Below are 26,698 nucleotides of genomic sequence, written 5' to 3' on the forward strand. Positions count from 1 at the left end.
TCATTTTTTGCTAAATGATTTCAGAGGGTTTTATGTCACACCCTAACCAGGCATCAGCCACTGCTGCCTCCAGCACGCGCCCAGCCAGAAAAATCGCGGGCGAAAAACATGCAATGGATAAGGTATCGCCACGTGCAGCGATCGTCGCCCTGTTCATCCGGCTTCATTTCTACATCGGTATTTTTGTCAGCCCGTTTATTTTCGTTGCAGCTCTGACAGGAACGTTGTACGTCCTGACACCGCAAATTGAAAACCGACTGTATTCGCACCTGCTTTTCACTGAAAGCCAAGGTACGCCGCATTCACTGGCAGAACAAATTCGAGCGGCACAGGAGGGACTCTCACACTCTCAAGATGCCAAGCTGCTTGCGATACGCCCTGCTCCCGTCACCGGAGAAACCACTCGCGTCATGTTTGCCTTGCCGGAATTGGGGCCATCGGAAAGCCGTGCTGTCTTCATTGATCCCGTTTCGCTGGAAAATCGCGGCAGTGAGACTGTATACGGCACCAGCGGTATCCTGCCATTTCGTACCTGGCTTGATTACCTGCACCGAGGACTGCTGTTAGGCGATATCGGGCGTAATTACAGCGAACTGGCAGCGTCCTGGCTGTGGGTCGCAGCATTGGGCGGAGTTGTCATCTGGTGGTCAACCCGTAATATGTCGTCAGCAACCAAGCGGCAGAAATTGAAAAATAGCCAGACGACGGCAGCAAAAACGCAGCGCTTGCGTCACTGGCACGCCACGATGGGACTTAGCCTTCTACTTGGTTTGCTCTTTTTTTCCGTGACGGGGTTAACCTGGTCGCAATGGGCAGGAAGCAACATCTCTGTCGCACGCACCGCGCTAGGGTGGCAAACTCCATCGGTGAAAACCCAATTACCCACGCCGATGTCTCACCATGACATGATGCACGGGCATGATATGGCGATGACGGCGGATGAACACGCAGAACACCATGCGTCAATGCCGATGGAGGATACTGAAACCTATTCACCTGAGTTATTTGATGAGGTGCTAACTGTCGCGCGTCACGCTGGGATTGATACCAATAAAATCGAAATTCGCCCCGCGACCAAGCCACACCGCGCCTGGACCGTCAGTGAGATCGATCGTTCTTGGCCAACTCAGGTTGATGCCGTGTCGGTAAATCCAGATACATTGGAGATTGTGGACAAAACCGATTTCAACGCCTTCCCGCTCGCCGCCAAACTCACCCGCTGGGGCGTCGATGCGCACATGGGCGTGTTATTCGGTCTGCCAAACCAGCTGATTCTCGCGGCATTTGGCCTTGGGCTCTGTGCGATGATCGTGTGGGGCTATCGGATGTGGTGGATACGTCGTCCAAAATCGCGTCATGACGCGAATCCGGTCAACACACTAACAGCGGCATTGCTACGGGTTCCTGTCTTTCACCGGGTGCTCATTGCGCTCATTACACTGCTGCTGGCAGTGAGTTTGCCCGTTATGGGGATCAGCCTGCTCATCTTCCTGCTGATTGACGTTGTTCGGTGGTATATGAGCCATCCAAAGCAGGATATCGTCAAAAGCTGATTGATTCATGACCATCATCGCTCGACCCAGCAATAAAAAAACCGCCCTTGTTTGCAACACAATTTGTGCAACACAATGGCGGTTTTTCAGCAATACACCGCTAGCGACAAGGGATTAGAACGTGGTCCAGTCCGCCAATTCGCCTTTAGCAGACGTTTTTTCTGCACGGTTATTTTTAGGTGCAGCCAGCGCAGGCGTTTCCGTTTTTCTATTTAACGCAGCACTTTTATAAGATGCACCAAGGTTGAATACGCTGACCGTACGCGCGAGGCTATTTGCCTGATCCTGCAAAGAGAGAGCCGCGGCAGCAGATTCTTCAACCAACGACGCATTTTGCTGGGTTGTGGTATCAATCTGCCCAACAGCCAGATTGATTTGGTTGATTCCATCACTTTGCTCACGGCTGGCCTGCGCAATTTCGCTGATAATCCCTGTTACGCCCTGCACGTTCGTCACCAGAGAATTCATCGTGACACCAGTTTCTTCTACCAGCCCCATGCCGTCCTGTACTTTCTTGAACGAGTCATCGATAAGTTCTTTGATTTCTTTTGCCGCCGTCGCGCTTCGCTGAGCCAGCGCTCGCACTTCGCTGGCGACAACAGCAAATCCTCTCCCCTGTTCACCAGCACGCGCAGCCTCAACGGCCGCATTCAGCGCCAGAATATTAGTTTGGAAAGCAATGCCATCAATCACGCCGATAATTTCCGCCATACGCTTTGACGAATCGCGGATGCCACGCATTTCCTGCGTTACCGTTTCCATCATCGCGCCGCTTTTCTTCACCGTTTCAGAAGCGCTGGCCGCAAGGTCTGTCGCCTGCGTCGTATTATCTGCGGTATTTCTTATCGTTGACGTCAATTGTTCCATCGATGACGCCGTCTCTTCCAGCGAACTGGCCTGCTCTTCTGTTCTGGCAGATAAATCCTGATTCCCTGCAGCAATTTGCGATGCGGCACTGGAGATCGTCTCTGCACCATCACGCACCTGGCTGACAATCTGTCTCAGGCTACCGTTCATATTATTTAAGGCGGACAACAGCTGGCCCGTCTCATCTGTACGGTCGGTATAGATTTCAGAGGTTAAATCGCCTTTTGCGACTTTTTCAGCAACACCTAGCGCTTCCCGTATCGGCTGGGTTACGCTGCGGGTAATCAATGAAGCAATAACCAATCCAGCCAGCGCACTGATTATAATGATCGTGGCAAGAACCATCAGCGCATTTCTATAGCTTTCCCCAACTTCTTGCGCTGAGGATGACATCTTATCATCCTGTATATCGATGAACTCATTCACTTTACTGGTGTATTTTGCTTGTGTAACACGCGTTACATTGAAATATTCTTCGGCAGCTGCATCAGTATTCCCTGCCGAGATCAGTGAAGAGAGCTTATTCGCTGACCCAAGGAAATCACGTCTGATGTCACTAATATCACGCAGTACCGCAACAGATCTATCGTCATTTACGGACTGATTTAAATACTCCATGAGTTCAGATATCTTTCCTGAACGTTCCTTATTCAATGCCAACTGTTTATTGATTTCACTTTCTGATTTAAGTAATAGCAAAAGTTGTTGATTATTGAGATAACCATTCAGCTCATCAATGAGCTTATTACTTTTGACAGTTAATGGATAGTTTTGTGAAACAATATCATCCATTTTCTCGTGAAAATCACTTAGTTTTGAAATTGCAACGCTGCCAATTATCAAAAGCATTAATACCAGAAAAGAAAACCCCGCTCCTAATCGATATCCTATACGCCAGTTGGACAAACTCATTAACATCTCCTTAATTAATTTTCTCTATCTGCATAAAAATATATAATTTAAAAATTAATATTTATTGAATAAATACAGATAGCTCCAATACTATTTTTCATAAAAAATACACATCTCTGGACAGACCATTTATATGCACTGGTGAGAAACTGCAGGTAGACATGCTCATCAAACCACATTCATCATGGCGCCGTCGAATTGGTCTAACCAGATACAGCGCGCCGTACCAGACTTCTGCACATGCTGATAGTAAAAACACGTCATCCTTTACACCTCACCTTTCGCCGCACTTTTCCGTACCATAACCTGGTTTTTACATTCTCATGGCCTATAAAACCCAAGAGAATTACCGTTACTAAAATTATGGTTTAATAGCAGCAACAGGAAATAATACAAGCCAGAACAAATTTTCCTGACGCCGAAGGCGGTATCGGCCTTTTGTAGATAATCTTTATATTTTCTAACTTATGGTATCAATATCTATTTAATCGATCATTTCCTTATAATCTATCTATTTATAAGATACATGTATTTTATAAAAGTAAATATTGCATTTAGAATGTAACAATAAAACCAAAAACAAATAATAACAATTTGTTATACATTTAAATAAATACTGCCTGGGTTTATGTGATATCGCTCGTTGGGAATATATATATGGGATTAAAAATAGCGTGGGATAGACTTCTTTCCAGAGGTTTTTACTTTTTACACGAATGTCAGGCATTGAGCAAAAAAGGCTCACCCAGCCACCTTTTCATCAAGATGCCTGGGTGATTTAATTTTATTATCTATTCTTGGAACCAATCAGCGTTCAGAATCACATTCCAGCATTACTTTTTTTTGGAAGTCGCTTTGGATTTACCTTTCAGCAATTCCCGGAGTTTCTTGAGTTCTTTCTGCGTCAATGGCGCTTCTGCACCCACTTCTTCCGTCCCCTGACTGTCCACCGATTCAGGAGACAGTTCTGAAGCTTGTTGGCTTTCATCAAAGCTTCTCAGCAGTCGGGCACTGACTTCTGCACTGAGGGATACTTCATTTTCTAGGGCAGCGGCTTTGATTTTTTCTTTCAGCTCTGGGGAAATTTTCAGGGACAGGCTAGATATCTCACTCATTTTATTACCTTTCTAATGGGGTAAAATAGTAAGCTATGACAGCTAGCCTACAATGTCCATACTGAAATAAAAATTTAATATTTCTGTCACATAAATAATTTAATTAATTTATTAGCAAAGAGATTATTATTTCGCTATTTTAATTCTCCTGTCAGATGTTATGTATTCCCATTTTTCATTATCCAGTCGTCAATCATTTTTCTTGTCACATCGTCTTTGTAACAAATTGGCGTATAGCCGCCAACTCGACTCCATGCGCTACGTTTACCACATTTGCTACCATTACGAGCTGAATTATAAGGACAAGGGCAATTACCGGAATAAGACGAAATCGATTCCTGAATAATCTTTTCTTTGATCTGCTCATCAGAAATCCGAGAACTTTTTGCCATACTAGGCGTAGAAACAGAAAGCAGGGCCACAGCACACACCATCGCAACAGCCAGCGTTGTTTTCATACCGGAGGTCTCATTTTAACCAGAGGATACTAACTGTAGTACAAAATACGCACCGCAGAATGGGACATCCCTGCTACCCATTAGGGGTTAAAAAATTGATCATAAAATATTAACAACATAAAATGCAGACGCTTCGAGGATAAAAGGAAACAACCGTGCCACATCACTCCTTCTGGGAACTCATAAAACTAACCTACATGATCGGTTTTGTCGTTTCCCTGTTCGTTACTTTCTTGTTAAGTAAAGACAAATCCCTGTTCATCCGATTTTTTGCTTCGTTAATAGTCGGTCTAACCTGGCCGTTGAGCTTTCCTGTCGTCCTGCTGTTCTCCATTTTTTGAAGCAGCACTCTCTTCCCAGACAACATGCTTTATGGCTCAATGCAGCAACGCCTATACTCGCCTTTTAGAGGAAAAGCCCCACGATGAGTAATATTCTGATCAGCGCCTGTCTTTCCGGCTTTCCCGTTCGTTATAACGGTACTGAAAAGAAATCTGTCGGCGACTATCTCATCCAGTGGCGCAAACAGGCGAGGCTGATTACGTTTTGTCCGGAATTGGCCGCAGGTTTCCCAACCCCTAGACCTTCAGCAGAGATTATTCCGGCTTCTGGTAGCAATTCGGTTATCAAGGCTGGAGCCAAAGTTGTCGAAGCCACCGGCGGCGATGTGACCGAGCGTTATATTCTGGGAGCCTGGCTAACGCTGCAAATGGCGCAACAGCATAACTGCCGCTTCGCTCTCCTTACGGAAGGAAGCCCATCCTGTGGCAGCAACATCATATACAGCGGGCGATTTGATGGTTCACAAACGGCAGGCAATGGTGTTACCGCAGAGTTGCTGCGTCACCACGGTATCGAAGTGTTTTCCGATCGCGATATCGAGCGGTTGATCGAACGCGTTGAATATTGCGATCGCCATGCTAACGCATAGCGTCGCTGCTGCCCGTCACAACACCCAAACGCAGCAGCGTTATAAAAACTAACGGACAACGAGGACTGACATTTTCGCATGGCGAACGATAGCAGCAGCATTTGAGCCAAGCAGATAGGTTTTCACATCCGGTCGGCGTGAACCGATGACGATCAAATCTGCATTAATCTCCTCCGCCAGCGATAGCACCTCATCTCTTGCCGATCCGAAGCTGACGCTGCATGACAAACGCGATACAGGAAGATCGATTGTTTTCATCAGTGATTTAAGCTTGTCATTCGCTTTCACCACTGCTTCATTCTCAAACTCTTTGATACCAAAAGAATAAGCAGATAAAAATGCCGATGCATCAGGAAGGGAATGAAAGAGGTGTATTGCAGCACCCGACATTTTGGCCAACCTGACTGCATGCGTAAGCGCGTGTTTGGTGAGTTCATCTTCTTCTATATCTACTGGCACCAGAATGCTCGTGTACATAATCACCTCTCCCCAGCGTAGATAACTGATTACCTGTCAGTATGTAAGAAGCGTAGTCTGCTCGTCGTCAGTAGAATATGATCCCGTTCACTTTTACGTATGTTGCCCGCAATTTTTAACCAGATAGACGCATAACCGGGCACCATTAACTCATCAATTTACGTTTAAAGCGAGCGGGTATAAATGCGTGACGACTCACCCCAAGGGTGATAACCCATCCCAGTTAAGTGGAACCCATAGCGTTCATAAAAATCGAGCAGTTCAGTGCATAAGTGCAGCTGAGAAAAACCAGCGCGGTGGGTTTGCTGAACAACGTATTCGATCAACTGCCCCGCATAACCCTTGCCACGATGACTCTCTTCAACATAAAGCGCACACAGCCACGGGTAAAGATCCATACGGCTGATGAAATCATTGGTAATTAATCCTGCACCACCAATGATATCCCCCTCTTTTTCCATCAAATACCAATCAGGCAATGGATTTTCAGCATCAATGCAGTGGCTGATACAATCTTCATAAAGAATCAATGTTTCATCCGACGCCCAGTGGCGTTGGAAATAGTGGATCGCCCGGTCTTTGTATTCGGGGCGATTTCTGACAGAAATAATATTCAGCATGGGGCTAGCGGCTCGCATTCCATGAAGCAACAATGTTTTCCGTTGTTTCTACCGTAATCGTGTTACCCGGAATAATAAAATCCCGCCACACATTATTGTAATGCGTGATTAGTTGCTCTGCTTTCAACTCACCGCGATTAGCCGTCGTGTGTGCATCAGAAGCAATCGTCAACGCATAACCACGGCTAGCCGCATTTTTAATGGTTGCATCAACGCAATAATCCGTCGCACATCCGCAAATCGTCAGGTGATTAACACCCAAATCAGCCAACACATCGGCCAACGACGTACGATAAAACGCATCGCACGCTGTTTTTGTTATCGACATACTGCCCTCTGGCTGGTGCAGCTCAGGTAATAACTGCCATCCCTCGCCGCCTGACAGCATTCCATCCCCTTCGTGCTGAATAAAAATCGTCCGATCTGCTGCACCTGAAAGCTGGTTTATCAATGCGACGGTCTGCGTTTGTCGCGCTCTTGGCATTGCAAACACTGCATTCTGCATATCAATGGCTATCAAAACCTGCATCTTTTTTTCCTTATTTTGGCGCTTAACATCATCATCACGAAGGCAACAGCTTGCTATCACTCACCCCAGCCATTCGGCTGCTGCTAAATCATGTCCACTATACCATGAGGATAAAAATTGATTTCCCCGGAGCGCAGCAAATCAATATCAAACCAACGGGTCACGATCGGAACGCCGTTTGTCTCTATACCATGGATGATATCTTGCTGATAAAGCAACTCATCTTGAAAGCGAGCTTCATAGACAAAGACAATTTCATGCCCTGGCTTGCCATTGCAGGAAAAGATATTCTCTGAAACGCCCAACAGCGAAAAGTCACTGGTCGCTGCGCTAATTTCTTCCTGAACTTCCCTCTCCGCCGCCGCCTGCGACGATTCACCAAACTCGATGCCACCACCGAGAGGCAAAACATAGTGCTCATCTTTTATGGGGTCATACCCTTCAGCTAACAGAATCTTGCCATCGTTTCGGAAAAGACAAACTGCTTTTGCTCTGATCTTTTGCATGCCGACGCTCCAGGTAAACTACGGTGCCATTCTCAATAAACAGGTTTTGATAAAAAGACATTTTTTGATAAACGGCACGTGCTACAGAAAAATGTCATCTCCTAGTACAGATCAAAATCCTATCGACTTAATCAAAATGCATTAATAGTCTTTATGTCCAGTTAATCTATTTCCCGGCCTCTTTTCATCTCGTCATGTTTAACTTATTGAAGTTATACACCTCGCATAATTATTTCAGACATAATATTTGTGGGAAAAGATAAATTCATATTTATCCACCTGACCATTGATCGCCGTCATCCTTTCACGCTCGGGCGAGCCGCTGAGTAACGCAGTGTTTATTTATCTTATCGACTGGTTTTATGCGTATGATCGACTAAAGTTAACTAACCATTTCTTCATGTCTGGCGGACCGCGGATTCCTACTGTCTGGCAGGGTGTGTATTGACCATGTCAGAAAGCGCGAAAGGGAGAAGATGCAATGAATTCAGAGGTACCTCAAAACGAGCGCCCGATATCTAATGTCCTCGGCATTGATTCCCACATCAGTGACATGGAAATGCTCGGCAACATTGTGGAAGAAATCATCCAATCCGGCCATTCCGTCAGCAACAAGGCCATCATCGCTAAATTAATTCACAAAATTGAAACAGAAGCCAACACCGCTTTTCAGGAAAAATATCGAACCCTGCTGGATTTGATAGTTTATAAAACTCAGGATGATTTCCTGATTTAATATCCCGTAAATATATTCAACCATCACCTCGGTAAGATATGTATATCTGCTGGATATTTTTTATTTAACTAACGGTACCGTCGATAATGAATAGACCGGTACGGAGGAGTCAAAATACCTTCACTTCTATATTTTGGTTATCCATTATGAATGGATATATTCAAAATCAGGTATGATATATATTTATTTTTTGCTAATCGTTAGCATTCATTTCCGAATGAATAAGTGATGAAAGACTCCCGCACGACACTCGCACAGATTTAAACAACTTAGTACATTCTGACCCAAACAGAAATAAAAACACCACAATGCAAAACGCGATGTCGGATTCGACAGCGGAAACGAAAACGGGCTAGCCTAAGCTAACCCGTTGAATTTTTTTGGCGGAGGAGTAGAGATTCGAACTCTAGAACACTTTCGCGTCGCCGGTTTTCAAGACCGGTGCCTTCAACCACTCGGCCACTCCTCCGCAATGACGCGAACTATAAACAGTGTGTAGGATCTTGTAAAGCATCACAGCGCTCAATTGCCTGAAAAACAACCTAATGAAACGTAATTGAACGCAAAATCGTCATGCGATGCATGAAATAGAGCAATTTATCCCCACCCTCATACGAATTGCAGGACAAAACACGAACGCTAACACGGAGTATGACGAATTTGCAGAGTAAAGAAGGGTAAAACATCTTTAATAACGTTCTGCAACTATTTATTCTTTGACGTTGGATAATAGCACCCTGAAGAGAGAGTCGCTGATATGGATCGTATTGTTGTTTCCTCTACCCGTGAAAGTTCACTACTCAGCACTCACAAAGTGCTGCGTAATACCTATTTCCTGCTGTCGCTGACGCTGGGTTTTTCTGCCATTACTGCAACGGCAAGTACTGTACTTAACCTGCCCGCCCCTGGCTTAATTCTGATGCTAGTTGGGTTTTATGGTCTGATGTTCCTGACGCATAAACTGGCGAACAGCCCTGCTGGTATTTTGGCGACATTCGCACTGACTGGGTTTATGGGTTATACGCTAGGCCCAATTTTAAGCTCACTGATTTCTTCCGGTGCAGGCGACATTGTCATGTTGGCGTTGGGCGGTACGGCACTGGTGTTCTTCTGCTGTTCAGCCTATGTATTAACGACACGTAAGGATATGTCCTTCTTGTCTGGCATGATGATGGCAGGATTCGTTGTACTGATTGTTGCCGTCATTGCCAATCTGTTCCTACAGATCCCAGCCTTGCATCTGGCTATCAGCACCCTGTTTATTCTATTTTCTGCGGGTGCCATCCTGTGGGAAACCAGTAACATCATTCACGGTGGCGAAACCAACTACATCCGGGCGACGGTTAGCCTGTATGTCGCGATATACAATATCTTCGTTAGCCTGTTGAGCATTCTGGGCATCATGCGTAACGACTAAAGCGCGTTTATCGCAACACCGAAAGCCCCATTTGGGGCTTTTTTTTTGGTTCACGCTAATACGCGATGAACCTTTTTTATTCCGGCACAGACAGCAAAATTTGTTAAACTGTGGGCTGAGATATCGCAGGCGGAGAGAAAATGTTGGAGTTTGAAGGGCGAACGATCGCCACAGACGCGCAGGGTTACCTGATGGACAGTACAGCATGGAGTGAAGCGTTGGCTCCCGTGTTGGCTGAACAGGAAGGCATCGCGTTGACAGAACCGCATTGGGAAGTCGTCCGGTTTGTGCGAAACTTTTATCAGGAGTTCAACACCTCACCCGCTATACGCATGTTGGTTAAAGCGATGGCACAGAAGTACGGTGAAGAGAAAGGAAATAGCCGCTACTTGTATAAACTTTTTCCCAAAGGCCCAGCAAAGCAGGCAACCAAAATAGCTGGCTTACCCAAACCAGTGAAGTGCATCTAACTTCCCCAGTATCAATAGCGGATCGTAAAACCTTTATAGTCCGTCTTGCCATGTGGCTCAATAAGCACCTTATCAACTCTGGCGCTTCGTGGGCCACCTTGCTTCAGCCACTCAATCAACATCTCTACCGCATGAGGCTCTCCGCTTGCCACGACTTCTACACTGCCATCATCACAATTGCGCGCATACCCACTGAGCTCCAGTTGCGCAGCCTGACGTTGCGTGCTGTAACGAAAGCCCACGCCCTGAACCACACCGTAGACATAAGCCGCTGTCGCTACCTTGTCCATATTTCCCCCTTCTCGGCCCAAGCAGCCAAACAACATTTCATTAGCCGGACTGTATCTTCTAAAAATTTACACCATACTGTTAATAATGTGTTCAGCCAGCGTTCAACGAGCACATACGTCATCTCTTAAAAAACCTCTGTACGCCAAAAGACGTTATCGGATGCGGTTGTCCTTCCTCTACAAAATCCGCAGCGAGTAGAAAGTGTAATCAATTTCCAGGGGGTTATATGATCATCAGTAAATTTGGTCTCGGACAACAGATTCGTCATAAACTCCTGGGGTTTCCAGGGGTCATTATCGATATCGATCCCGAATACTCATTAGAAACGCCCACCTGGGAAGAAATCAGCGGCAATGACACGCCGCGCTCCGAACCGTGGTACCACGTTGTGATGGAAGATAACGAAGGCCAACCAATGCATACCTATCTGGCGGAGGCACATCTGATGAAGGAAGAGCTTTCTGAGCACGACCACCCTTCACTAAACGAATTGGCCGAAGTCATTCAACGCCGCGCACCACAGTTGCGCCACTAACATCCACCAACAGTAGATACGGGTCACCACAGTCAGGCATTGGCGATGTTGTGATATTCAGCATCGCCCAGCGCCTACGACCTATTTATCCAAACCCAGCCGTGGGATTTCAATTTTCGGGCAACGGTCCATCACGACTTTCAGCCCGGCATCGTGAGCCAAAATCGCCGCCTGTTCATTAATAACGCCGATCTGCAACCACAGTACGGAAGCACCGATGGCGATGGCCTCTTTGGCGACCTCATAAGCCGCTTCCGGCTGACGAAACACATCGACCATATCAACGGATTTAGGAATATCCGCTAAGCTGGCATACGCTTTTTGGCCCAAGAGTGTCTGCCCGGCCAGATTGGGGCTAACGGGGATAACGTCGTAGCCCTGCTCAAGTAAATACGCCATGACGCCATAACTCGGACGAGATAACTTATCGCTGGCCCCCACCAATGCAATGGTTTTTACCGTTTTCAGCACAGATTCAATATCACCGTCATTCATGCTCTTCAGCCTCTCTTACGTGATTTATTAGAGTGTATCGCACATTCCAAGAATAGCGGAAAATGGCGCAAGGACCCCACAGCCTGATGTCGCACGGAACGAAAAATGCCATAACAGCCTGTTTCAAATTGAAACCTTTGACACATTCAGACAATTCCTCAACAATACTCAAATTACGTGCTATCTGGGAAAATTATGAAATTCGGCTTCATCACTGTCTGCCTTTTTATTGCGGGTTTAAGCACCTCAGCAATTGCGGCAACAACGTTGAAATTAGATCAGAAGATCGATCTCCTGATGGTTGACGGGCAAAGAATGTCAGGCTCGTTGCTGAAAGGTGCCGATAGCCTCGAACTTGGCAGTGGGCAACACCAGATTCTGTTTAAAGTTGTCGATAACGTCGATGCCCAAACTGGCGCGCCATCGACTTATTTCCCTTCGACATTTATTGCGACATTTAACACAGAAAAAGTGGCCTCAGTGTCATTTAAATTGCCGCCACTGCAAACCCTTCAGGATCGCCAAAACTTTACTGCCCTCCCCCAATATCAATTGCTTGATGAAAAAAATCAGGTTATCCCCGCACGTACCGATGCGCTTGTCATTGCTGATAATGAATTGCTCGATATAGAGCGAAAAATGTCGGAATACAACGCCGCGGCGAAAGGTGCTTCAGTTGCAGGTTTTGCTAGCGCACTGAATGAATCTGTAACCTGGTGATTTTACGCGCAGTCACATCAGATTTTTGATACCCGTTCGCCTTTTCCCGCTTTTATCGCTTTGCACTGAAACAGCGTTTCCGTAATCTGTCCTTACCCTAGCGTCAGCTTTACTACACCAGATTGAAGGACGTAACCATGGAGTTCACCACCCGTACCATCCCCGCGCAAAAACATATTGCGCTGGTAGCCCACGACCACTGCAAACAATCTTTGCTGGATTGGGTTGGTACTAATAAACAACAGCTCACAGAGCACACGCTTTACGCCACCGGGACCACCGGAAACCTGATTCAGTCAAATACGGGCCTGCCCGTAAAAAGTATGCTGAGTGGGCCGATGGGGGGCGACCAACAGGTCGGCGCACTCATCTCCGAAGGGAAAATCGATTTGATGATCTTCTTTTGGGATCCACTTAACGCCGTGCCACACGATCCCGATGTAAAGGCGCTGCTGAGACTCGCGACAGTTTGGAACATTCCTGTTGCTACCAACCGTGCAACGGCGGATTTCCTGATCAACTCTGCGCTATTTAAAGAACCGGTTCAGATAGCCATCCCTGATTATCAGCGCTACCTGCAAGACCGACTGAAATAATATCAGTACATCAAAATGGACCAGCGGCGTGCGATACATCCGACGCTGGTCTCTGCGGTTAAACGGCTTTGTTCCGCTTTAGCTATCCTGGCTTACGCTGTGTCGGGACGCCTAAACGATGAAGATGTTCAACAAACACCGACGGGTTTGTCACGTCCTGTAGCAACCAGACGCGATGTTTCGCCCTCGTCAACGCCACATACAATAAGCGACGTTCTTCTGCATCGGGGAAATCCTCAGGTTCAGGTAACAGCACCGCTTCAATCACAGACTCTCGTGCCGGAGCCGGGAAGCCATCTTTCCCCTCGTGCATACCCACAATAATGACGTATTCCGCCTGCTGCCCTTTACTGGCATGCACTGTCATGAAATCAATCTGCAAATTCGGCCATTTGGTTGCTGCCTTTTCTAAAATCGCTGGGCGCAAATGGTGATAACGGGCAAGCACGAGAATGCGCTCATCATCCTTAACAAAGCCGCTCAGTTTATCCAGAAGTGGCTCAAGCTGATCCTGTGGAAGAATGGTTACCGCTTTTTTATCCCCTTTGCTCAGGCTATTCAGCGGTTTCTTTAACTGGTACGGATTCTGTTGTATGAACGTGTTAGCAATTTCACCAATACGCTCATTAAAGCGATAAGTTGTATCCAACGCGCACTGCTCACCTACGCCAAAATGCTGTTCAAACGCCGTCGTCAACGCCAGCTCAGCGCCGCTAAAACGGTAAATTGCCTGCCAGTCATCTCCCACGGCAAAAAGGCAGGTACGGCTATTTTGTCGACGCAGTGCCGCTAACAAACTTGCACGCTGTGGCGAGATATCCTGAAATTCATCCACTAGAATATGTTTCCAGGGACTCACAAAACGCCCTTTATCCAGCAAATTCACCGCCTGATGGATAAGGCCGGAGAAGTCGACCGCGTTTTCGTCTTTAAGCGCTTTTTTCCAAGCTTTTAACAACGGGGCCATCAGGCGAATACGTTGCTGAAACTCCGTCTGAATGGATTCTGGTGCTTGTTCAACCATTTCACTTTGGCTGCCACCGTGCATACGCATCAACCCTAACCAGCGCTCAAGTCGCCCTGCCAGCCGACTCGCCAGCTTCGGATCGTTCCAGAAATCACCTTCTGGCACATCCCACTCCAGCTCTTCAGTTAACCAGCGTCGCCATCCGTTAGCCTGCGTTTTTTTCTCAGCACATTGCTGTTGCCAGTGAGAAATCAGCAGTTCGCGACGCTGTTTTGCATCACTTTCTAGCTGGCTTATCATCGGAGCTTTACGACTAGCCTGCTGAATGATGTGCAATGCTAAAGCATGAAACGTCTTAGCCTGAATTTCATCCGTGTGGAGCCGCTCATGGATGCGCTCATTCATCTCTTCGGCTGCTTTACGACCAAATGCCAGCAGCAAAATCTGATCGGGCGTGGCCTCTTGTCGATGCATTAACCACGCTGCTCGGGCCACCAGCACGGAGGTTTTCCCACTGCCTGCACCCGCCAGCACCAGTACACCCTCTTCACCATTAATCACGGCTTTACTCTGCGACATGTTTAATGGCGAACTCTCTACCGTTTCAAAGAAAGGCTGCTCTGCCGCCAGCGTGCGATCCATCCATGCCTGATTCGCCGCAGTGCGCATTTCGTCGCCCTGCTCAAGCCAGCGTAAGCAGTGCTGGTAATTATCACAGCAGTTATCGAAGGTTTCTAATCGGGAAACCGGCAGAGGCAGCGCCGCTAGCGAATCACGGATAGCACTCTGCAATGTTGACAGAGCCTGACGGTTACACCATTTATCCTGCTGCGTCAGTGTTTGAATACTGTCCGTCTGACGCTGTAAAACCTCAGCGCTGATCAGACTCATCTCCTCGCTCCAGTCAAGCCAGGATTTGAGAAGATGGCGGTAAAAAGCCTGCGTTTCCTGCCACTCCGTGCCATGCAAACGCACCACTTTTCCAGCCGGCAATTCAAACTCCAGCTCACCCCACACCAGCCCTCTTTTGCAGTGAATACTCAGCAACTGATTAAAGGGGATCAGGTATTCATGCTTATCGCCACTCACTTCGACACCGGCATTCAGTAACCGCACCCGATTGTAAGGATGCTGGGCCAGATGTTTACCTAACGAGGTAGATTTCAGTTCCATGATGTTCGCGCCATGACTATGTGAGAGGATATTCGTCTATTGTTTGTCGTTTCTCTGTTACCTAGTTTACCCGTTATCGGACTTCACGCTCTAGCCTTAAAAACAGGTTAGGATATCCTGATGCTTAGTGTGATAATTCTTTTACCATCAGCGAGTTTGGTTATCTTATCTGGTTACCTTACAAATAAAGGAGAGACTATGCGTACTGTGTTAAACATCCTTAATTTCGTACTGGGTGGTTTTTTCACCACGTTAGCCTGGCTTCTGGCGACAGTTGTCAGCGTGCTGCTGATTTTTACCTTACCGTTAACACGTTCATGCTGGGAAATCACCAAGCTGTCGCTCTTGCCTTATGGCAATGAAGCCATTCATGTTGACGAGCTACGCCCGGAGGAAAAGAGCACTATTCTCAGCGCAGGCGGTTCCCTGCTGAATATCTTCTGGTTCATTTTCTTTGGCTGGTGGCTTTGTCTGTCGCACATCATTACCGGCATCGCTCAGTGCATTACGATCATTGGCATTCCTGTTGGCATCGCTAACTTTAAAATTGCTGCCATCGCGCTGTGGCCAGTAGGCCGCCGCGTGGTTTCTGTCGAACTGGCGCAGGCTGCGCGGGAAAATAATGCTCGCCGCCACTACCGCTAACGGCATCTAAGGACATTACGTTGCTTACCTTTGCCCCAGGAATTCGTCGCTATGTGTATAACAGCAGTTGGCTGTATACCATCCGTATTCTCATTGCACTCAGTGGTGCGACAGCCGTTCCCTGGTGGTTAGGTCAACCAACATCAACCATTCCGGTCACACTTGGCGTCGTCGCGGCCGCTCTCACCGACCTCGACGATCGTCTCACTGGGCGTTTGCGTAATTTATTCATTACGCTGGCCTGTTTTTTTGTCGCTTCCGTTTCGATCGAACTGCTTTTTCCCTATCCCTGGCTGTTCGGCCTTGGTCTGGCGGTGTCGACCTGTGGTTTTATTCTGCTCGGCGCATTGGGGCAGCGCTATGCGACTATTGCATTCGGCGCACTGCTGATCGCAATTTATACCATGCTAGGAATATCCCTTTACGACAACTGGTATCAGCAACCCATCATGCTGCTGATCGGGGCATTGTGGTACAATTTGCTTACGCTGTTCGGCCATCTGATATTCCCCATCCGCCCGTTACAGGACAACCTCGCGCAGTGCTATCAGCAGTTGGCTCGCTACTTAGATGCAAAAGCCAATCTGTTCGATCCCGATATTGAAGAAGAAACCGACAAACCCTTAATTGACGTCGCGATGGCAAATAGCCAACTGGTTGCGACGCTCAATCAGACTAAATCATCGTTGTTAACGCGTCTGCGTGGCGATCGCGGCCAGCGCGGGACGCGCCAAACGCTGCATTACTATTTTGTTGCTCAGGATATTCACGAACGCGCCAGTTCATCGCATGTTTACTATCCGCAATTGCGTGAAAAGCTGCGCTATAGCGACGTCTTATTTCGCTTTCAGCGCCTGCTGAGCATGCAGGCCAAATCCTGTCAGCAACTGTCACAATCCATCCTGCTGCACCAAAAATATCAGCATGACAGCCGTATTGAACGGGCTTTTGTGCATCTCGAATCTGCTATTGCGCGTATCGCTGCCAACAAAATGGCAGATGCCGCGCAAACCAAGGCGCTCACTTATCTATTGAACAACCTGCGCGCCATTGATGCTCAGTTGGCGACTATCGAATCCGAACAGGCCATTGAGCAAGAAAACAACCCCGAAAACACATTAGCAGATGACAAAATCACAGGTTGGAGCGATATCCGCTTACGCATTAGCCGCCACCTGACACCTCAGTCTGCGCTGTTTCGCCATGCCATCCGCATGTCCGTGCTGCTCTGTAGCGGCTACGCGTTGATTCAGGTAACGGGCTTGCAACACGGTTACTGGATTCTGCTGACCAGCTTGTTCGTTTGTCAGCCCAACTATAACGCGACTCGGCGGCGGCTCACGTTGAGGATTATCGGGACATTAACCGGTATTTTGCTCGGCCTGCCCATCCTGTACTTCGTCCCTTCGCTGGAAGGACAGCTAACGCTGATAGTCATTAGCGGTGTACTGTTTTTTGCCTTTCGCAACGTGCAATACGCGCATGCGACCATGTTCATTACGCTGCTTGTTCTGCTCTGTTTCAATCTGTTGGGCGAAGGTTTTGAAGTCGCGGTGCCACGTATTATTGATACCTTGTTGGGGTGTGCCATCGCGTGGGCGGCGGTGAGCTTTATCTGGCCAGACTGGCGTTTTCGCGGTCTGCCAACCGTTATCAATAAAACATTGAATGCCAACTGCCGTTATCTTGATGCGATCATGGTTCAATATCATCAGGGGAAAGATAATAGCTTGCCTTATCGCATTGCCCGCCGCGATGCACATAACTGCGATGCAGAACTGGCATCTGTTGTGTCAAATATGTCTTCTGAACCCCATGCCACCAAGAATAAGCTGGACAGCGCATTCCGCTTCATGTGCCTGAACCATACGTTGTTAAGTTATATCTCAACGCTCGGCGCACACCGTGGAAAAATCACTTCATCGGAAACGCTGCAATTGCTGGATGATGCTGTATGCCATGTTGATGACGCGCTACACGGCAGCGAAGAGAAAAATGGGCGTATCAATCAGGGATTGAAAACCATTACCGCCAGCATTCAATCCCTTTCACCTGAATCAGACAGTAAAGAGTCATTAATTATTCAGCAAATCGGTCTGCTCATCGGCCTCTTACCCGAACTCGTACAGCTAAAAAATGACATGACTGCACAGTAACAATATGACGCATTTCTTAGTGCTTTGGCCCTTTGGAGACCGCATTGTTTTTATACCATTCCAACAGTTCGTTGCGGATGCCGTGTGGGAGTGCCGCCTGATGCGTGCCACAAATGGCACCAGCAAGCGCCAATAGCACGTTAACACTCAGATTAGCCCGAACTTTTCGCAACTCAAGATAGCTGTATTTCGCACCATAATGCTGTAATTCATCGACATTCTTTATCCCCGCTTTCCACAGCAGGCGCTCAATATCATGGTTAAGATTCGGAAGGTCCTTCAATCTCCCGTTCGTACTTCTGACGGTTTTATCATACTGCGCGCCCATCAGCGCCATACGGGCAAAATGCAGTAGTTGCACAGATTCTTGCCATAATGCTTCATCGACAAGGAAGTAGTTCAGCGGGACCGGCATACCGCGTTTGGTATAAATCAGATTAGGCATATCGCGCTGCTGAAAATATTCTTCATCTTTTTTACTCGCGCGAAGATAAAGTTCCCCTTCCGACACCAGTCCAAAAATCATTTTATTTGCTGCGATGCTGTAGCCACCAAATTGGGAACGCGAAGTAATGTCCCCCAAAGATGAAAAAGACTGCTGGGATTGCAAAATCCTTTTTTTGCATAATTGCTTCATTGCTATAATCCTTAGTATTGAAATGATCTCTTCTTGAACAATTAAAATATTTGTAGCAGGAACAAATAATTAAACACAGCCCCGAGGTGGCTTCAAACATAAAATGTGTTTACTGTCTCTTGCATAAGGAATATGCGAAGCGCTTTCAAAAAAATCAGGTTGATTTTCACGCACACAGCAGATACTGTATGTTCATACAGTATCACTATGGGTAGGACTCATTATGAGTACGCAATCAGTCAGCTCTCACAACATCGAGTCATCATCTTTCTCTGCAAATCAACACGCAGCAGAACCCTCGGTTGCCACGGGCGGAATTATCAGCGAAATCGTGTACAACGCCGATCAGCCCATAGTCACACACCTGTTATTACCGCTCTTACAACAGTTGGGCACACAGTCTCGTTGGCTGCTGTGGCTTTCACCTCAGCAAAGATTGAGCCGCCCATGGGTACAGCAATCTGGGTTACCGCTGGATAAAATGGTGCAACTTCACCACATCAATCCTCTGTTTACGGTTGATGCCATGGAGAGAGCCTTGTTGACAGGGAATTACAGCGCCGTTTTGTGCTGGTTACCGCACGAATTGACGGAAGAAGAGAAGGTTCGGTTACGGCACGCCGCACAGGCAGGAAATACGTACGGCTTTATTATGCGGCCAGAAAGTGCTGGCGATGACGCCTATAGACTGTTTCCTAGCCTTAAAATTCATTCGACATTGTATCATTAAGTAAATTAAGAATTTTCTCAGCCCACTCAGGCTATATGTCTTGGCGATCGCCGCAGAGCGGTATTCTGCGGGATTTTTGGATATATTTAATACAGCCAAAAGACGTAAGTTCTGTCAAAAGCCTCTACTCTTTGTTAGCAAGTATGTATGAATCGTGCGATTTTCTTATGACACAAATCACATCATACTTGTAACTTTCTCATCAGGTTGTAGACTTTAACTCGCTGGAGTTGCTCTTTTATAACGTCAGTTGACTGACAGTGAGTCATAAATAAGGGCAAAGTTCTCCAACCCAAGGATTTTAACCAAAGGTTTATTAGCCCTCCAGGTTAATTGCCGATTTGGATGATAATGAGGCGTAAAATGAAAAAAACAGCTATCGCAGTTGCAGTGGCACTGGCAAGCTTCGCGACCATCGCGCAAGCAGCTCCTAAAGACAATACCTGGTACACCGGTGGTAAACTGGGTGTGTCTCAATTCCACGATACTGGTTTCTATGGTAATGGTTACACCGGTGTCAACAACAACCCGATCAAAAGTAAGTTAGGTGCTGGTGCGTTTGTTGGTTATCAAGCCAACCCGTACTTGGGCTTTGAGCTGGGCTACGACTGGCTGGGCCGCATGAAATATGCAGGCTCAACTGCATCAAACGATGACAGCGCTAGCTTCAAGGCACAGGGCATCCAACTGGCAGCTAAATTGAGCTACCCAGTTATGCCAGATCTGGACGTTTATACTCGTCTGGGTGGTATGGTATGGCGCGCTGACAGCCATGCGGCCACATCTGTAAACACGGGTACAAGAGCTGACATCAACAACGACGACACTGGCGTTTCCCCGCTGGCTGCAATCGGTGTTGAATACGCTATCGACAAAAACTGGGCTACCCGCGTTGACTACCAATGGGTAAGCAACATTGGTGATGCTGGTACCGTTGGTGCCCGTCCAGACAACCTGCTGATGAGCGTTGGCTTGTCTTACCGTTTCGGTCAGGATGATCGCGTAGCACCTGTTGCTGCTCCAGCTCCGACTCCAGCCCCAGCTCCAGTTGTTGAAACCAAGCGTTTCACCCTGAAATCTGACGTGCTGTTCAACTTCAACAAAGCAACGCTGAAACCAGAAGGCCAGCAATCACTGGATCAGCTGTACACTCAGCTGAGCTCTCTGGATCCGAAAGACGGTTCCGTTGTTGTTCTGGGCTTCACTGACCGTTTAGGTTCAGAGCAATACAACCAAGCTCTGTCTGAAAAACGTGCACAGAGCGTAGTTGATTACCTGGTTTCTAAGGGTATCCCTGCGAACAAAGTCTCTGCTCGTGGCTTGGGTAAATCTCAACCAGTTACTGGTTCTACCTGTGACAACGTGAAACCTCGTGCTGCGCTGATCGACTGCCTGGCACCGGATCGTCGCGTAGAGATCGAAGTTAAAGGCATCAAAGACGTTGTAACTCAGCCTCAGGCTTAAGTTATTAACGAAAAAAAACCTCGCTTCGGCGAGGTTTTTTTATACTTTTTTATCAGTAGATATATGACAAAAACTGATTACTTTTCGTCTTTATTCAGAATGGCTTTAAGATCCTGCTTAAGCAGCGACATCTGGCTGGCATATTTTTCTTTATGCTCAGCGTCTTCAATTAGCTGCACAATCGTTTCTGACAAGGTAGACCCACGTCTCTGAGAGAGAGCCGCAAGGCGCTGCCAGACCAGATATTCCAGATCGATCGATTTCTTGCGTGTATGCTGGTGCTCCGCGTTGAAATGACGCTTACGCCGCGCGCGAATCGTTTGCTTCATTCGATTTTCTAAGGTGGGATTCATACATTGCGCAATCCACTCCAGCACTTTAACTGGCTGGTTTTCCATTTTAAGCAATGCCTGTACGGCGTCATCCGCAGCACTTTGCTCCAGAAAACGCGTAATCTCCTCTCCCTCCCGATGCTTCTTAACGAGGTATTTCCATTTCCATCCGCACTCAAGATTTTCTAGTTGTTGATATTTCATATTAAATTCTTCAGTGACCGCGTAACGTTACTTTCAGCATAACAGTTTTCCCTGATTTTGACCGCTTTCTGGCGGCTTTCCGAGAGCTTTTAAGACGATTAGCCAAACACGGATTGAGCTTCAACGTGTGAAAGATGACGGAGAGATGACTCTCCTTATGCGCAGTCCGCATTATTCTTGTATAATCACGCTTTTCCTTTAGACGATTACATTGATACTTTGACCAGTAACCGACTCTCATGGCAGCATTTACTGCCAAATAATACGCCTTATCAAACGCTATTCACTCAGGCAGCTCAGCTTGCTCCTGCTGAATTCTCCGCTATTCAGTCGCGTCTGGCAGACAGTCTGACGCTCTTTTGCCACCCTCGTTCTCCATCCCGCTTTATGCTGTTGAAAGCGCAAGAGAACGATGAATATATGGCATTGATCGCCCGTGCGCTGAACGCCATCAGGCCAGACTCCGGGGCGATACATGGCAGTAAATATATCATTGAGGGTCGTCATATCCGGGTCGAACCCGCCACTCAGCCTGCGGATAATTTTGCCGCACAGCAATCCTGTGGCTATCAGGAATGGATTGAGCCCGAACAACTCTTCGGCTGTGTACGCAATTTTCACGATGAAATCACCCTGCATCCAGGACTGATTCATCAGGTTAATGGCGGCACGTTGATCCTGTCTGCCAGAGCATTGCTAGCTCAGCCGTTGATGTGGCTGCGTCTGAAGCAGATTATGGCAGAGGGACTCTATCGTTGGCACTCGCCAGACGAGCGCAAACCACTTCCTGTTGATGTGCCACCGATGCCGCTTGATATTCGCCTGATTATTCTCGGTGACCGAGAAAGTCTGGCAGATATCCATGATATGGAGCCGGAATTAGGCGAACACGCGATTTATGGTGAGTTCGAAGCGCAATTGCAGTTGATTGAAACAGATGACATGGCGCGCTGGTGTACCTACATCAATGCACTATGCAGCGAGAATCAACTGCCGCTGCTAGATGTGGATGCCTGGCCGGCATTAGTCAACATCGCGGTACGCTACAGCGGCGATCAGGGCAATTTACCATTATGCCCGCGTTGGTTAATCAGCCAATTAAAATATGCATCTCTGTACGCCAGAGATGGTCAGATTACCGAGCAGGCGCTGATTGACGCGATTGCCGCTCGCCAATGGCGTGAAGGCTATCTTCATGAGCGCATGCAGGATGAAATAGAACTAGGCCAGATTCTGATCGAAACAGAAGGCGAAGTCGTCGGTCAGGTTAATGGACTTTCCGTGCTGGAATTCCCAGGCTACCCTGTTGCCTTCGGTGAGCCGACACGCATCAGCTGCGTAGTTCACGCTGGCGACGGTGAATTTACTGACGTCGAGCGCAAAGCCGAGCTTGCTGGCAATTTACACGCTAAAGGCATGATGATCATGCAGGCGTTTCTGATTACCGAACTGGAACTTGATCAACAACTTCCTTTCTCGGCCTCCATGGTCTTCGAGCAATCGTACAGCGAAGTTGATGGTGACAGCGCTTCACTGGCAGAGTTGTGCGCACTGGTCAGTGCCCTCTCCTTGCGACCAATCAATCAGCAGTTCGCCGTTACCGGTTCCGTCGATCAATTTGGTCGTGTCCAGCCAATTGGCGGCGTGAATGAGAAAATCGAAGGCTTCTTTGAGGTCTGCCAGCGTCGTGGGCTGACAGGTACCCAGGGCGTGATTTTACCTGCGACTAACTTGCGCCATCTCTGTTTACAGGAAGATGTCGTTGAGGCAGTACGCGAAGGGAAATTCCATTTGTTCCCGGTAGAGACCGCGTCGGAAGCTGTGTCATTACTCACCAATTTCGCTTACGACGATGAGCAGCAGCCAAACCTGCTAGCGGAGATTCGCGAGCGAATTGGACAATTTGCACCGCAAGAGCGTAGACGTTTCCCTTGGTTTTTCCGTTAAACCAACTGGTTCAACCAGACGCAACAGACTTGCCCAGCGTACAGGTGTACGCTAATCTGCGTGCTTCATTAAAACAAGGCTTACAGAGACCATGGTAGATAAACGCGAATCCTATACAAAAGAAGACCTCCTTGCCTCCAGTCGTGGTGAACTGTTCGGCCCGCAAGGCCCTCAGTTACCCGCCCCTAACATGCTAATGATGGACCGCGTCGTTAAAATGACAGAAGACGGCGGTAAGTACGGCAAAGGCTTTGTGGAAGCCGAATTGGATATCACGCCTGACCAGTGGTTCTTCGGTTGCCATTTCATCGGCGATCCAGTGATGCCAGGCTGCCTTGGTCTGGATGCTATGTGGCAGCTAGTCGGCTTCTATCTGGGCTGGCTGGGTGGCGAAGGCAAAGGTCGTGCACTTGGCGTGGGTGAAGTCAAATTCTCCGGACAAGTTCTGCCAACAGCTAAAAAAGTGACTTACCGCATTCACTTCAAACGCGTAATCAATCGCCGTTTAGTAATGGGTATTGCTGATGGTGAAGTGCTGGTTGATGGCCAACACATCTATGCTGCTGATGAACTGAAAGTCGGTCTGTTCAAAGACGCGAGCTCTTTCTAAGTGCCAGATGATAACGCGGGCCAATAATTTTTCGCCCGCGTTATCCCTTCCATTTATCCGATTGTATCCAACCGCAGCCCTAAACCACTCGACTTATCATGATGGGCTTTTAAGTTCATTGGTGATCGACTGCCGCACGTCTTGCGGTATCTTCAATTCCGTCGCTAACGCATCCAGATAGCTTTTCTCCATGAAGTGATCGACATCAATGACCGCGCAGCTCAGGAAGTAGACCTCAAGCGCTTCTTCCTCATTCTTCACGTCTTTCGCCAGCAAAACCGGGTCAAGCGGTTGTTCTATCGCTTCCTGCACCCAGCGATGCGCATCGCTTCCCAATTGCAGCTGCTGAATATTGTCATCAATGCGCTGTTTCTCGGTCGCATCAATATGGCCGTCACTCTTGGCAGCAAAAACCAGCGCCTGAATCAGACGTCGAGCGCGAATATTATCGGCCGAGGATTGGGTACCAAACTGAGGATCATCCTGATGTGTGTCGCGAACACGTTTCTTATACTGATTCCACAACACCACACCCGCCGCCGCACTGCCCCCAATGATCAGGGCATTTTTACCCAATGAGCCCATAATTTTCCGTGCGGACTTATTCGACAACAACACACCCGCCAAACCGCCCAACGCCGCAGGTTTCAGCATATCGCCCAAATTGCCGTTTTTACCGCCTTGATGATGAGACCCCGGCTTGCTACCGGCACCTAATAAACCCTGAATTTGTTGCAGCCAATTATTCATTTTCATTCCTCAAGGAAAAGTGACATCACTGATGGTGTTGTCACCCATAGTAATGGTGCGGAAGGCGTTTGTTTGTCAGATTGTGTATAGCAATGAAAAGTATGGACCGCGGTTTCTACTCGGTCCATTTGGGCGGTCCATCTGGCTATGCTGGGAACGTTATGACGCGGGTTTCAACGGCGCTTTTCTCACTGGCGTGCTTCCAGCGACATAGTAGCGCGCCTTGCTGCGTGGCAGAGGCTGACGACGGCGAATTCGGTCTGCAATCTTCTCCGCGATCATGATGGTCGTCGCATTCAGATTACCAGTAATAATCTGCGGCATGATGGAAGCATCGACAACACGCAATCCTTCCATGCCGTGGACACACCCTTGCCCATCGACAACCGACATGTCGTCCTCTCCCATCTTGCAGGAGCAAGAGGGATGGAATGCCGTCTCAGCATGAGTGCGGATGAACTCATCCAGTTCCTCATCCGTCTGAACTGCCAGACCAGGACTGATCTCTCGCCCACGGTATTTATCGAGCGCTGGCTGCGCCATGATTTCACGCGTAATGCGGATCGCGTCACGAAACTCCTGCCAATCTTGTTCCGTTGACATGTAGTTGAACAGGATGCTAGGGTGCTCGCGGGCATCTTTGGAGCGCACCTGAACACGCCCCCGACTGAGTGAGCGCATAGAACCGACGTGCGCCTGAAACCCGTGCTCTTTCACTGCATTGCTGCCGTTGTAATTAATCGCGACGGGCAGGAAATGGTATTGAATATTCGGCCAGGTGAATTCGTCCCGACTGCGAATAAAACCGCCCGCCTCGAACTGGTTGCTAGCACCAATGCCTGTGCCGTTGAACAACCATTCCGCGCCGATTTTCGGCTGATTAAACCACTGCAATGCCGGATAGAGCGATACCGGTTCTTTGCAGGCATATTGCAAATACATTTCCAGATGGTCCTGCAAATTCTCGCCGACACCGGGCAAATCGTGCACCACTGAAATATCGAGCCTCTGGAGCAAATCTTTCGGCCCCACACCAGAACGTTGCAGAATTTGCGGTGAGGCAATTGCACCAGCACACAAAAGCACTTCGCGGCGTGCCTTTGCCGTCTGGGCACTTTCGCCTTTAAAGTAAGCCACGCCAACAGCACGTTTTCCGTCAAAGAGAATCCTGTCGGTTAAGGCATGCGTCACGATAGTCAGATTCTTACGGCTTTTCGCCTGATCCAAATAGCCACGGGCGGTGCTGGCGCGACGCCCCTTCGGCGTGACGGTTCTGTCCATCGGCCCAAAGCCTTCCTGCTGATACCCGTTGAGATCGTCCGTACGCGGATAGCCCGCCTGCACGCCAGCTTCAACCATCGCGTGAAACAGTTCGTTGTTTCCCATCTTCGGTGTTGTAACCGAAACAGGGCCAGACGCGCCATGGTAGTCATTCGCCCCCACATCCCGCGTTTCCGCTTTGCGGAAATACGGCAGGCAGTCAAGGTAACTCCAATCTTCCAGACCCGACATAGTCGCCCAGTGATCAAAATCCATCGCATTGCCGCGGATGTAACACATTCCGTTAATCAGCGACGAACCACCCAATCCTTTTCCTCGACCGCATTCCATTCGGCGATCATTCATATGAGGCTCGGGATCGGTTTCATAGGCCCAGTTATAGCGTTTCCCCTGTAATGGGAAGGCTAATGCGGCGGGCATCTGTGTACGAAAATCCAGCCGATAGTCGGGGCCACCCGCCTCAAGCAGCAGCACGCTCACATCGCTTTCTTCTGTTAAACGCGCAGCCAGCACATTGCCTGCTGAGCCAGCACCGATAATGATGTAATCATATTCCATTAGGCTTTATCCCCTT

General features: G+C 48.1%; 29 protein-coding genes and 1 tRNA gene. 15 read left to right on the top strand and 15 right to left on the bottom strand.

The window, feature by feature from the left end:
* Nucleotides 1–32 precede the first annotated feature (32 nt).
* Nucleotides 33–1,553 (top strand): PepSY domain-containing protein, encoded by a 1,521-nt coding sequence (locus tag DCX48_04895; GenBank protein QXE13902.1) that lies wholly within the window; start codon nucleotides 33–35, stop codon nucleotides 1,551–1,553.
* A 114-nt stretch (nucleotides 1,554–1,667) separates the two neighbouring features.
* Here DCX48_04895 and DCX48_04900 read toward each other — a convergent pair whose 3' ends face one another.
* The 3 genes from DCX48_04900 to DCX48_04910 form a co-directional block, all read right to left on the bottom strand.
* On the bottom strand, nucleotides 1,668–3,332 hold the full coding sequence (locus DCX48_04900) for a HAMP domain-containing protein (GenBank protein QXE13903.1): 1,665 nt from the start codon (nucleotides 3,330–3,332) through the stop codon (nucleotides 1,668–1,670).
* Between the two features lie 833 nt (nucleotides 3,333–4,165).
* Nucleotides 4,166–4,447 carry a hypothetical protein gene (locus tag DCX48_04905; protein QXE13904.1) on the bottom strand — a complete coding sequence of 94 codons (282 nt, stop codon included), beginning with the start codon at nucleotides 4,445–4,447 and terminating at the stop codon, nucleotides 4,166–4,168.
* Between the two features lie 158 nt (nucleotides 4,448–4,605).
* Nucleotides 4,606–4,905 carry a hypothetical protein gene (locus DCX48_04910; protein QXE13905.1) on the bottom strand — a complete coding sequence of 100 codons (300 nt, stop codon included), beginning with the start codon at nucleotides 4,903–4,905 and terminating at the stop codon, nucleotides 4,606–4,608.
* A gap of 155 nt (nucleotides 4,906–5,060) precedes the next feature.
* Between DCX48_04910 and DCX48_04915 the strand changes: the two genes are divergently transcribed.
* Nucleotides 5,061–5,246: a GhoT/OrtT family toxin gene (locus tag DCX48_04915; protein ID QXE13906.1), complete on the top strand. Its 186-nt coding sequence runs from the start codon at nucleotides 5,061–5,063 to the stop codon at nucleotides 5,244–5,246.
* An 83-nt stretch (nucleotides 5,247–5,329) separates the two neighbouring features.
* Nucleotides 5,330–5,836 carry a DUF523 domain-containing protein gene (locus tag DCX48_04920; protein QXE13907.1) on the top strand — a complete coding sequence of 169 codons (507 nt, stop codon included), beginning with the start codon at nucleotides 5,330–5,332 and terminating at the stop codon, nucleotides 5,834–5,836.
* A 48-nt stretch (nucleotides 5,837–5,884) separates the two neighbouring features.
* Here DCX48_04920 and DCX48_04925 read toward each other — a convergent pair whose 3' ends face one another.
* The 4 genes from DCX48_04925 to DCX48_04940 all read right to left on the bottom strand — a co-directional run bounded on the left by DCX48_04925 (nucleotide 5,885) and on the right by DCX48_04940 (nucleotide 7,968).
* A complete protein-coding gene (locus DCX48_04925) occupies nucleotides 5,885–6,313 on the bottom strand; it encodes a universal stress protein (protein QXE13908.1) in 429 nt (142 codons plus the stop codon).
* 164 nt (nucleotides 6,314–6,477) lie between these two features.
* Entirely contained in the window at nucleotides 6,478–6,933 is a 456-nt protein-coding gene (locus tag DCX48_04930; protein QXE13909.1) for an N-acetyltransferase, read from the bottom strand.
* A 4-nt stretch (nucleotides 6,934–6,937) separates the two neighbouring features.
* Nucleotides 6,938–7,462 carry an isochorismatase family protein gene (locus DCX48_04935; GenBank protein ID QXE13910.1) on the bottom strand — a complete coding sequence of 175 codons (525 nt, stop codon included), beginning with the start codon at nucleotides 7,460–7,462 and terminating at the stop codon, nucleotides 6,938–6,940.
* Between the two features lie 83 nt (nucleotides 7,463–7,545).
* Complete coding sequence (locus DCX48_04940; protein QXE13911.1) at nucleotides 7,546–7,968, bottom strand: NUDIX domain-containing protein; 423 nt, start codon at nucleotides 7,966–7,968, stop codon at nucleotides 7,546–7,548.
* Nucleotides 7,969–8,449: 481 nt separating this feature from the next.
* On the opposite strand from DCX48_04940, the gene DCX48_04945 reads away from it, so the two are divergent.
* Entirely contained in the window at nucleotides 8,450–8,704 is a 255-nt protein-coding gene (locus DCX48_04945; protein QXE13912.1) for a DNA-binding response regulator, read from the top strand.
* Between the two features lie 381 nt (nucleotides 8,705–9,085).
* Here the strand turns inward: DCX48_04945 and DCX48_04950 are convergent.
* Nucleotides 9,086–9,173, bottom strand: a tRNA-Ser gene (locus tag DCX48_04950).
* Nucleotides 9,174–9,461: 288 nt separating this feature from the next.
* Here DCX48_04950 and yccA point away from each other — a divergent pair.
* Both yccA and tusE read left to right on the top strand, forming a co-directional pair.
* Nucleotides 9,462–10,121, top strand: coding sequence for an FtsH protease modulator YccA (yccA, locus tag DCX48_04955; protein QXE13913.1), 660 nt, complete (start codon nucleotides 9,462–9,464; stop codon nucleotides 10,119–10,121).
* A 140-nt stretch (nucleotides 10,122–10,261) separates the two neighbouring features.
* Nucleotides 10,262–10,591, top strand: coding sequence for a sulfurtransferase TusE (gene tusE / locus DCX48_04960; protein QXE13914.1), 330 nt, complete (start codon nucleotides 10,262–10,264; stop codon nucleotides 10,589–10,591).
* Nucleotides 10,592–10,602: 11 nt separating this feature from the next.
* Here tusE and DCX48_04965 read toward each other — a convergent pair whose 3' ends face one another.
* A complete protein-coding gene (locus DCX48_04965) occupies nucleotides 10,603–10,881 on the bottom strand; it encodes an acylphosphatase (GenBank protein ID QXE13915.1) in 279 nt (92 codons plus the stop codon).
* Between the two features lie 227 nt (nucleotides 10,882–11,108).
* On the opposite strand from DCX48_04965, the gene hspQ reads away from it, so the two are divergent.
* A complete protein-coding gene (gene hspQ / locus DCX48_04970; protein ID QXE13916.1) occupies nucleotides 11,109–11,417 on the top strand; it encodes a heat shock protein HspQ in 309 nt (102 codons plus the stop codon).
* An 81-nt stretch (nucleotides 11,418–11,498) separates the two neighbouring features.
* On the opposite strand, the gene DCX48_04975 is transcribed toward hspQ, so the two are convergent.
* Nucleotides 11,499–11,912 carry a CoA-binding protein gene (locus DCX48_04975; GenBank protein ID QXE13917.1) on the bottom strand — a complete coding sequence of 138 codons (414 nt, stop codon included), beginning with the start codon at nucleotides 11,910–11,912 and terminating at the stop codon, nucleotides 11,499–11,501.
* Between the two features lie 195 nt (nucleotides 11,913–12,107).
* On the opposite strand from DCX48_04975, the gene DCX48_04980 reads away from it, so the two are divergent.
* Both DCX48_04980 and DCX48_04985 read left to right on the top strand, forming a co-directional pair.
* The gene (locus DCX48_04980) at nucleotides 12,108–12,632 is read left to right on the top strand and encodes a DUF2057 family protein (protein QXE13918.1); all 525 of its coding nucleotides are present in this window, start codon (nucleotides 12,108–12,110) and stop codon (nucleotides 12,630–12,632) included.
* A 137-nt stretch (nucleotides 12,633–12,769) separates the two neighbouring features.
* The gene (locus tag DCX48_04985) at nucleotides 12,770–13,228 is read left to right on the top strand and encodes a methylglyoxal synthase (GenBank protein ID QXE13919.1); all 459 of its coding nucleotides are present in this window, start codon (nucleotides 12,770–12,772) and stop codon (nucleotides 13,226–13,228) included.
* Nucleotides 13,229–13,310: 82 nt separating this feature from the next.
* On the opposite strand, the gene helD is transcribed toward DCX48_04985, so the two are convergent.
* On the bottom strand, nucleotides 13,311–15,368 hold the full coding sequence (gene helD / locus DCX48_04990) for a DNA helicase IV (protein QXE13920.1): 2,058 nt from the start codon (nucleotides 15,366–15,368) through the stop codon (nucleotides 13,311–13,313).
* Between the two features lie 198 nt (nucleotides 15,369–15,566).
* Between helD and DCX48_04995 the strand changes: the two genes are divergently transcribed.
* Nucleotides 15,567–16,013 (top strand): YccF domain-containing protein, encoded by a 447-nt coding sequence (locus DCX48_04995; protein QXE13921.1) that lies wholly within the window; start codon nucleotides 15,567–15,569, stop codon nucleotides 16,011–16,013.
* A 20-nt stretch (nucleotides 16,014–16,033) separates the two neighbouring features.
* Entirely contained in the window at nucleotides 16,034–18,169 is a 2,136-nt protein-coding gene (gene yccS, locus DCX48_05000; GenBank protein QXE13922.1) for a TIGR01666 family membrane protein, read from the top strand.
* Nucleotides 18,170–18,185: 16 nt separating this feature from the next.
* On the opposite strand, the gene DCX48_05005 is transcribed toward yccS, so the two are convergent.
* Complete coding sequence (locus tag DCX48_05005) at nucleotides 18,186–18,806, bottom strand: TfoX/Sxy family DNA transformation protein (GenBank protein QXE13923.1); 621 nt, start codon at nucleotides 18,804–18,806, stop codon at nucleotides 18,186–18,188.
* Nucleotides 18,807–19,029: 223 nt separating this feature from the next.
* Here DCX48_05005 and sulA point away from each other — a divergent pair, with 223 nt between their 5' ends.
* A complete protein-coding gene (gene sulA, locus DCX48_05010) occupies nucleotides 19,030–19,536 on the top strand; it encodes a cell division inhibitor SulA (protein ID QXE13924.1) in 507 nt (168 codons plus the stop codon).
* A gap of 363 nt (nucleotides 19,537–19,899) precedes the next feature.
* A complete protein-coding gene (gene ompA / locus DCX48_05015) occupies nucleotides 19,900–21,000 on the top strand; it encodes a porin OmpA (protein ID QXE13925.1) in 1,101 nt (366 codons plus the stop codon).
* A 77-nt stretch (nucleotides 21,001–21,077) separates the two neighbouring features.
* On the opposite strand, the gene matP is transcribed toward ompA, so the two are convergent.
* Complete coding sequence (matP, locus tag DCX48_05020) at nucleotides 21,078–21,536, bottom strand: macrodomain Ter protein MatP (GenBank protein ID QXE13926.1); 459 nt, start codon at nucleotides 21,534–21,536, stop codon at nucleotides 21,078–21,080.
* Between the two features lie 177 nt (nucleotides 21,537–21,713).
* Between matP and DCX48_05025 the strand changes: the two genes are divergently transcribed.
* Both DCX48_05025 and fabA read left to right on the top strand, forming a co-directional pair.
* Nucleotides 21,714–23,483: a Lon protease family protein gene (locus DCX48_05025; protein QXE13927.1), complete on the top strand. Its 1,770-nt coding sequence runs from the start codon at nucleotides 21,714–21,716 to the stop codon at nucleotides 23,481–23,483.
* A 91-nt stretch (nucleotides 23,484–23,574) separates the two neighbouring features.
* Entirely contained in the window at nucleotides 23,575–24,093 is a 519-nt protein-coding gene (fabA, locus tag DCX48_05030) for a bifunctional 3-hydroxydecanoyl-ACP dehydratase/trans-2-decenoyl-ACP isomerase (GenBank protein ID QXE13928.1), read from the top strand.
* A gap of 96 nt (nucleotides 24,094–24,189) precedes the next feature.
* Here the strand turns inward: fabA and DCX48_05035 are convergent, their stop codons facing one another.
* Nucleotides 24,190–24,843, bottom strand: coding sequence for a tellurite resistance TerB family protein (locus tag DCX48_05035; GenBank protein ID QXE13929.1), 654 nt, complete (start codon nucleotides 24,841–24,843; stop codon nucleotides 24,190–24,192).
* Nucleotides 24,844–25,002: 159 nt separating this feature from the next.
* Nucleotides 25,003–26,682 carry a choline dehydrogenase gene (betA, locus tag DCX48_05040; GenBank protein ID QXE13930.1) on the bottom strand — a complete coding sequence of 560 codons (1,680 nt, stop codon included), beginning with the start codon at nucleotides 26,680–26,682 and terminating at the stop codon, nucleotides 25,003–25,005.
* Nucleotides 26,683–26,698: the final 16 nt, after the last annotated feature.

The organism is Pectobacterium atrosepticum (genome assembly GCA_019056595.1).
Lineage (GTDB): Bacteria > Pseudomonadota > Gammaproteobacteria > Enterobacterales > Enterobacteriaceae > Pectobacterium > Pectobacterium atrosepticum.